Origin of the sequence: Coxiella-like endosymbiont (assembly GCF_002871095.1) — a bacterium.
GTDB lineage: Bacteria > Pseudomonadota > Gammaproteobacteria > Coxiellales > Coxiellaceae > Coxiella.
On record NZ_NSHJ01000118.1, the window covers coordinates 1 to 8,325 of the forward strand.

Below are 8,325 nucleotides of genomic sequence, written 5' to 3' on the forward strand. Positions count from 1 at the left end.
AAGTTATACCGATCCCTAACAAAAAATTTTTAGATTATGCCTTAAAAAAAGATAAACTGTAATAACATATTATACCCATATGTTAAGCAATCTTCTTACCAACAAAAACTTCAGGAATAATCTTTAAAATTATGATACTTTAACAAAACTTAATTGATCATCTTTTTTTTCGACCTTAATTGTAGAAGGTGGAGCACATTTTCCCTTTAAAATTACTTGAGACAGAGAGTTTTCTAAATGGTGTTGCAAAACTCGTTTTAAAGGTCGAGCCCCATAAACGGGGTCGTAACCCAATTTCGCTAAATAATCAAGAACCTCACTATTTATCGTTAATTGATAATCTTTTGCTCTTAAACGCGCTTTAATCTTCTCAATTTGAATCTCTGTAATATTGCGAATTTGGTTTTCTGTTAAAGAATGAAAAACAACTGTTTCATCGATCCGATTAATAAATTCTGGACGAAAATTCCGAGCAACGACCTCCATTACAACTTCTTTCATGTTTTCATAACTTTTACCAGCAAATTCTTGAATCAATTGAGAACCAAGATTTGAAGTCATAACCACAACAGTATTACGAAAATCAATTGTCCTTCCTTGTCCATCGGTTAATCGTCCATCGTCGAAAACTTGTAATAAAATATTAAACACATCATTATGAGCTTTCTCCACTTCATCTAATAAAATGAGGGAATATGGTCGACGCCGAACAGCCTCAGTAAGGTATCCCCCTTCTTCATAACCAACATAGCCCGGAGGAGCGCCAACCAAACGAGCAACGGAATGTTTTTCCATAAATTCGGACATATCAATACGCACCATAGCCTCTTCAGTATCAAAGAGAAAAACAGCTAGCGCCTTGCATAATTCAGTTTTACCCACACCAGTAGGACCTAAAAAGAGAAAAGAACCAATAGGTCGATTAGGATCGGATAATCCAGAACGCGAACGACGGATAGCATTTGCAACTGCACTCACCCCTTCATCCTGACCAATGACTCGTTGATGCAGAAGTTCTTCCATATGCAACAATTTTTCTCGCTCTCCTTGAAGGATTTTTGTAATAGGAATATTGGTCCATTTAGATACAACTTTAGCTACTTCTTCTTCTGTCACCCGACTTCGTAATAATTTATGCTCCCGAAATTGATCTTCATTTTTAGAAGCAGCTACCAATTTTTTTTCTAATTCAGGAATAATTCCATACTGTAATTCAGACATTCGTGTCAAATCACCTGCACGAGCTGCTGCCTCAAAATCAATACGCGTCTGTTCTAATTCTTCTTTGATTTGTTGCGTTCCATGTAAAGCAGCTTTTTCACTTTTCCATATTTGTTCTAAATCAAAATATTCTTTTTCAACATTTTTAATCTCTTTTTCTAAGTCAGCCAACCGCTTTCTGGATGCTTCGTCTATCTCTTTTTTCAATGCTTCACACTCAATTTTTAACTGAATAAGTCGACGTTCCAATCGATCAAGTTCTACAGGCTTTGAATCCATCTCCATACGAATTTGGCTTGCTGCTTCATCGATTAAATCAATGGCTTTATCAGGTAAATTTCTATCAGAAATGTAACGTTGTGATAAGGTTGCTGCCGTAATTATGGCAGGATCTGTAATCTCGACACCATGATGTACTTCATAGCGTTCTTTTAAGCCACGTAAAATAGCGATAGTATCCTCTATGGAAGGTTCATTCACCAATACTTTTTGAAAACGACGTTCTAAAGCAGAATCTTTCTCAATATATTTTCGATACTCATTTAATGTGGTAGCACCTACACAATGAAGCTCACCTCGCGCTAAAGACGGCTTTAACATATTACCAGCATCCATAGATCCTTCTGCCTTACCTGCGCCAACCATAGTATGTAATTCATCAATAAATAAAATAATTCGACCTCCCTGTTTAGCTAAATCTTTTAATACCGCTTTTAATCGTTCTTCAAATTCTCCACGAAATTTTGCTCCTGCAATGAGCGCTCCCATATCCAATGCTAAAATACGTTTGTTTTTTAACCCTTCTGGAATTTCTCGATTAACAATTCGCTGCGCTAAACCTTCTACAATTGCTGTTTTACCAACACCAGATTCTCCAATCAACACAGGATTATTTTTAGTGCGTCGCTGTAAAACTTGGATAGTTCTACGAATTTCTTCATCCCGACCAATAACAGGATCTAATTTTCCAATTTCAGCTTTTTCTGTAAGATCAATAGTATATTTTTTCAATGCTTGTCTTTGTGTTTCAGCACCTTGTTCAGTAACACATTCTCCACTACGTAAATTTTTAATATTTTTTTTAATAATTTTTTTATCAGCACCAGCTTCTATTAAAAGATCTTGCAATCGACCTTTAGCTTCTAACGCGGCTGGAATAAATAATTCTGAAGAAATATATTGGTCTTTGTTTTGTTGAGCTAACTTCTCCATTAAAGTTAAAATTTGCACTAACTCCCTAGATAAATGAACTTCTCCACGTGTACCTTGAACTTGAGGATAAGTATCGATTACCTTCTCCAAGCAATCGATCAAGCGGAACAAATTAACACCTGATTCTTGTAATAATGGTTTAATAATTCCGTGTTCTTGCTCTAGCAACACTCTCATTACGTGAGCTGGCTCGATAAATTGTTGCTCTCGACTGACGACTAAAGATTGAGCATCTTCTAATGCTGTTTGAAACAATGTCGTAAATTTATCCATTCGCATAACAGTCTTCTCTAAGTTTCAATTTTAATAATACTTATTCAGGGCCTGGGAATATAATAAACCGTTAGTTTTCTAAAATCATTAAGCCTATTATTATAGCTAATCACGATATGACACTAAAATAACTATTATTTCTTAAATTTAGGCAATATGTGATTATTATACAATTATTGCTCATTAAGTTTATAATTACTAATTTACAAGCAACCTGTTAGCTTCAGTAACAGCAAGCTCTCTAATATAGAGGAGTAGAGTTAATATTCCTACTTTCTAAAGTTTAGATTCTTGATCTTGGGATCAGCACAACCAAGATTATCACTAAAAGGTATGCTGTGCAGGTAAATGCCTTTCCTTACCACCAACTCATTATACCTAAAAGTTTAAAAATTTTAGTATAAAAGCTTAAAAGCAAATTCCTTTTAATGCAAATTCTTAAAGAGAATTCTAAAAATTTATCGAGATTACTAGAAGAATTTTCAAAAAATTTTGACATAATAATTTCAAGTTTACCTTGATTAATTTTCCAAAGGAGAAAATAAAATAGGAAAAATAAAATAATTAACAAAGTTAAAAAATGATGAAATCCGAAAACTTATTACATTCAATATACTCCTTGCTTTCTTCAGTGTGTTTTCATAGAACGTTTAATTTAAAAATTTAAAATTCAAAAATATTTACCTTGATTTCATACTAGTACAAACCAATCTCTTTAAAAGAGACAAGCATGAGTTATTTTTCCAGAATATCCCCCAATATATTGAGGTAATTTAAAGTTTAAAGCGGAACAAGAGAGTATCATTCAATATCTCGTCGCATTGTTTGGTTATTTAATTTATGTATATATACTTGGTTTATTTATATATATAGTTGGGCAAAATAACACTTCAGAATATATGAACTAAATTACATAAATGATTTTCTCTTAGTTTATTGAAAATAACACTAATCACAAAAAAAAGGGTAATTAAAATTTACAAATTTATTTTTAGAAGTTTCATTAGAATTAACAGTTTTAAGTTAAAGAATTTTTTATACCTGAGAATCTATTACAGAGATATCAACACTTCACTCATTGTTAGAAAAACATTAACCTAAATTACATAATACTTTCAATAATTAGGAAATAAAATTTTACTGAGTCAAAAGTGTTCCTTCCATAATAACCCTTTATTACATAGGATAATAAATCATCATCCGAAGCCTAAGATACCCTTTTTTGAAATAAAAATAATTTTTTCCTAAAAAAACTATAAAAAATACCACAATAGAAATAAGAAAATAGGTACTACCTTCCCCCCCCCTTCACTTAAGTAAAAAATACTGTATAATTCTATAGTTTTTCTTTCTCCCTCTTGCTCCCTATATAAAATAAAAAATTTCAATAATCTAGAAAGCTTATTCATAATAAAGAATTTGTTAATGACGCATTAGGCGATTCCAACTGCTGCAAACAAATACTCGCTAATTGCGCTACGGTTGAGTTAGGGTGCTGTTTTTTTATTTCCATTAATTCTTGTTTAGCTTGAATAACTTGACCATTTTCTGCATGAATCATAGCTAACTTTAGTTGAGCATCAAGTACTTTTTCTGATTGAGGAAATTTATTCTTAATGATCTGAAACTCTAACACTGCTTTTTTTCTGTTATTCTGTTCTAAGTAGATTTCCCCAAGCCAATAATGAGCATTAGCGACATAATTGCCATTAGGATAATTATTTAAATAATTTTGAAAAGCAGCTAGAGATTTATCATATTGATTTTTATTTAAAAAATTAATAGCTATTTGATACGCCGTAGAATCTTGTAATTGAATATTCCCATTATTGGAAAATGAATTTCCGGTAGTTTTTTGTGAAGAAGAATTATCATTTAGGGTATCACTATTTAAATTTTTAAGTTGTATTAATCTTTGATTAAGATTGTTATAAAAAGTACGCAACTGCTTATTTACCAATTGCAAATCGTGTTGCTGCTCTTGCAATTGACCTCGCACTTGAGCAAGTTGCTGTTGTAAATCTATAATTTGCTGCGGCAAATTTATATTAATCAGGTTCTTAATTTGCTGTTCTAGACGAGCTATGCGCTGAGTATCACTCAAGGGCTGTGTAGGTAAAAAACTTGCAGAATCAGAAGGAGTGATTTCAGTAGCTGAGCTATTAAAGTTTTCAGAAGTAACTGTTGTAGGTATTCCATCTGAAGTCTCTTGGCTATTAGATTTCTGGGTAATATCAACAACAGGAGCATCACCTAGTGCGACAACCTCTATCAATAAAAGGCTTGTTAAAATGATGATTATGCCATATAAATTTTTTATTTTCATCCTCTCAATCCTTAATTAAGCCCCTTAATAAGAATAAGCCCCTTAATAAGCCTCATAAATCAAATTAACTCGTCGGTTCAATCGCCATGCATATTCATTGTTACTTGGAACTGCTGGATGCTCTTTTCCGTAACTCACCATATCCATCTGTGATGGCGCTACACCTTCTTGTTCAAAAATACGAGCAATAGCCTGATCACGACGCCAACCTAAACCGATGTTGTATTCTCGACTGCCTCTGTTATCAGTATTACCTTCAAGACGAACTTTTGCTGTCGGATGAGTAATTAAATAATTAGACTGGATATGTATTGCTTGAAGATCGGCAGACTGTGCTGCCGTACTATCAAAATCAAAATAATACGTTTGATTAGTAGGTGCAGTTAAAGAATTAATAATGCGACCTTCAAAATCTCGTGCCACTTGAGAGTGGTAACTAGATTCTCCTGAAAAGGTATAGCTTTTAGCAGCGTCTTTAATTCCAGTTGCTGCACTTTCACCTTCGATAGAAGGAATATAACTTTTACAACCCGTTAATGCAAGTAGCATACTTAAAATAGCCCATTGAAATCTACTTCTCATAAATTATTCCTCTAATTCTTTTTTGATTCCGGTCATTCTTGCTGTCTCCTCTTTGAATGATGCTTTGAATGATGGTATTTTAACCTAAAAATGGAGACCACGCAGGTTCTTGGACAATTCCCTCTCTAGAGGGCAACCGTAACTTTACTTGTCCATCGATAGAAACCTGCGCGAGTACTCCTTGTCCTCCATATTCTGTCGCATAAACAATCATTTTACCATTCGGAGCCAAACTTGGCGATTCATCTGATCCACTTTGGGTTAAAATTTTCAATCGCCCCGTTGTTAAATCTTGATATGCAATCCCAAATAAACCATTCTCGCGATGCATCATCACAATCGATTGCCCATCAGGCAAAAAAGACGCTCTCGCATTGTAATCACCTCGGTAGGTCAAACGCGTAATTGTATTATCCTTAAAAGAGTATTGATAAATTTGCGGTGTTCCATCACGATTAGAAGTAAAAAGAAGAATTTTTTCATCAGGTGACCAAGCGGGCTCGGTATCAATAGCCCAATCATTAGTGATTTCACGTAATTCTTTTGTGGCTAAATTTAAAACATAGATATTAGGGTTGCCTGTTTTACTCAGTACTAATGCTAAATGAGTTCCATCTGGTGAAAAAGCAGGTGCTCCGTTGATCCCTGGGGCATCGCTAATTCGTTGCCGATCTCCAGTAGTTAAATTTTGCACATAAATAGCTGCATGCTGCCCTTCAAAAGAAACATAAGCAATTTTTTTACCATCCGGAGACCACGTGGGAGACATAATAGGCATATGAGACACTAAAAGAGGTTGAGGATTAAAACAATCTGCATCTGCCACTTCTAAAGTGTATATAGGAAGTTTATCTGGAAAACGCTGCACAAAGACGTAAGCAATTCGTGTAGAAAAAATCCCACGGACTCCGGTTAGCTTCTGATAAATGAGATCACTAATATGATGAGCAAGGCTCCGTAAATTTTGTACTCTTACATTGAAGGAATCGCTTAATAAAACATTATCCGAATCAAAAACATTCACTAAGGTAAAGGTCACTTGATAATGATTCATTCCAGATGCTCGAATAGCACCAATAATTACCACGTTGACTTTTTGTTTTTGCCAATAACTATAATTTACCTCCTGTATAGACTCTGGAGTCTGACCTAAAATATCATCGGGTTTTACTATTACCCGAAATTGCCCGCTTTGTTGTAAATCATTTTTGATTACTTGAATAATTTTTTGATCTCTATCTCCAGAAACGGATGGTCCTGCGAAAAATGTAATAGCAATGGGGATCGCAGAAGTTATCCCCTGGGTTAATTCTAAATCTAACCTGCTATAAGCAGGCATAAAAAATAATAAAATAAGAATATAAAAGGCTAGTCGATATCGTTTTTGCATAGTATTTACTATTTTTAGTGGGATAACTACCAGTTAAATTATAGTGCTTCTGCTATCCTTCATGCAATACTTATGAATTCACTTGAGCCTGTAGAGGTCGAACCGTCAAGCATAATTCCCGAAATGCAGAAAAGAGATTACTATCTTGGGGAACAGGTAAAGGAGAAGCTTTAAAAACTGCCATTCGAGCCGACCAATCAAAGATTGGGTAACCACTACTCTTAAGTGTCTTTACCAATAAAACAATTCCACCCGGTGCTAATTGAATTAGTAAAATACATGAAAGATTCTTATTGGTATTTTCAGGAATAATCCACTGTTGTTGAATAGCTTGTATAATTTTCGCTTTATATTGATCTAAAACTGCCTGATTTTGCACGGTCTGACGCGCTTGAGCTACTTGAACCTGTTCTCTTCGTATTTCTTGTTGCAATAATTTCTGTTCTAATTTTTGTTGTTTGGATGCCAGTTGATGTTGTTTAATTTGATCCTGCTTTTTCACATCTAATCTTTTTTTTTGTACTAATCCTTTTTGCTCTTCGTGGTTTTTCACCGGTACTTGTTTACTATGTAAAACCGCAAGTCGCTTTTGTTCAGCAATTTTTTGTTTTTTTAAGTCCTGAACTCTTTCTGGTAATGCTTGAGAAAATATTTTTCGAGTTTTATACTTTCGTTTTTTTTCTTTTGTTATAATATTAATTTTACCCATAATACTATTACCCATAGTTTTCGTTTTCTGGTTTATCGTTTCTGATTTAATAATAGTCACAGGTTTAATAATAGTCACAGGCCATAATGGATGATTCAGTCGATACCTATTAGAGGAAGATAACTTCATGGTAAGTGCAATCAATAAAATGATATGACCAATAATAGAAACACACAGGGGTAAACGATAAAGAGGGGATATTTTTAGCATTTAATCTCCTAGAATAGGATATCATAATTTTATTAAAATTATTATTAAAATTTTCTAATAATTTTTATAACGTATTCTGACTCAAATATTCCCCATAATAATACTTCAAAGGATCCTTTAAGATAATTAATTATAGAATCACCACTAGGACACAAAATACATCTTACCGAATCCTTTGTAAGGAAAGCATAATCTAGATAATGTACTGAAATTAAAATATAGACAAGATTCTGCTCTAAAAACAGCATGGTTAATTACCAGCATAACCAGTAAGGTTTTTTGCAACAAAATATTTCTATTTAGAAAGGTAAGCATAAGATCATAATAAAATATGTAAAATAGGCAGAAATCTGTAATTTTTTCTTAACTCACTAAAAGACCCAGTAAATCTTAATAAAGACT

At 33.5% G+C, this 8,325-nt stretch carries 5 protein-coding genes; all 5 read right to left on the reverse strand.

All coding sequences use genetic code 11. The annotated features are described in order from the left end of the window. Positions 1 to 129: 129 nt before the first annotated feature. Entirely contained in the window at positions 130 to 2,712 is a 2,583-nt protein-coding gene (gene clpB / locus CLERM_RS02705) for an ATP-dependent chaperone ClpB (RefSeq protein ID WP_102157061.1), read from the reverse strand. Between the two features lie 1,399 nt (positions 2,713 to 4,111). Further along, complete coding sequence (gene ybgF, locus CLERM_RS02710; RefSeq protein ID WP_102157062.1) at positions 4,112 to 5,032, reverse strand: tol-pal system protein YbgF; 921 nt, start codon at positions 5,030 to 5,032, stop codon at positions 4,112 to 4,114. 42 nt (positions 5,033 to 5,074) lie between these two features. Then, positions 5,075 to 5,614: an OmpA family protein gene (locus CLERM_RS02715; RefSeq protein WP_102157063.1), complete on the reverse strand. Its 540-nt coding sequence runs from the start codon at positions 5,612 to 5,614 to the stop codon at positions 5,075 to 5,077. Between the two features lie 79 nt (positions 5,615 to 5,693). Further along, the gene (tolB, locus tag CLERM_RS02720; RefSeq protein WP_102157064.1) at positions 5,694 to 7,004 is read right to left on the reverse strand and encodes a Tol-Pal system beta propeller repeat protein TolB; all 1,311 of its coding nucleotides are present in this window, start codon (positions 7,002 to 7,004) and stop codon (positions 5,694 to 5,696) included. 70 nt (positions 7,005 to 7,074) lie between these two features. Beyond that, positions 7,075 to 7,923 (reverse strand): cell envelope integrity protein TolA, encoded by an 849-nt coding sequence (tolA, locus tag CLERM_RS02725; RefSeq protein ID WP_102157065.1) that lies wholly within the window; start codon positions 7,921 to 7,923, stop codon positions 7,075 to 7,077. Positions 7,924 to 8,325: the final 402 nt, after the last annotated feature.

Bases quoted from the DNA above. Each gene is read 5' to 3' on its own strand.
- tolA (WP_102157065.1), bottom strand. From the start codon at position 7,923: ATGCTAAAAATATCCCCTCTTTATCGTTTACCCCTGTGTGTTTCTATT.
- CLERM_RS02715 (WP_102157063.1), bottom strand. From the start codon at position 5,614: ATGAGAAGTAGATTTCAATGGGCTATTTTAAGTATGCTACTTGCATTA.
- clpB (WP_102157061.1), bottom strand. From the start codon at position 2,712: ATGCGAATGGATAAATTTACGACATTGTTTCAAACAGCATTAGAAGAT.
- tolB (WP_102157064.1), bottom strand. From the start codon at position 7,004: ATGCAAAAACGATATCGACTAGCCTTTTATATTCTTATTTTATTATTT.
- ybgF (WP_102157062.1), bottom strand. From the start codon at position 5,032: ATGAAAATAAAAAATTTATATGGCATAATCATCATTTTAACAAGCCTT.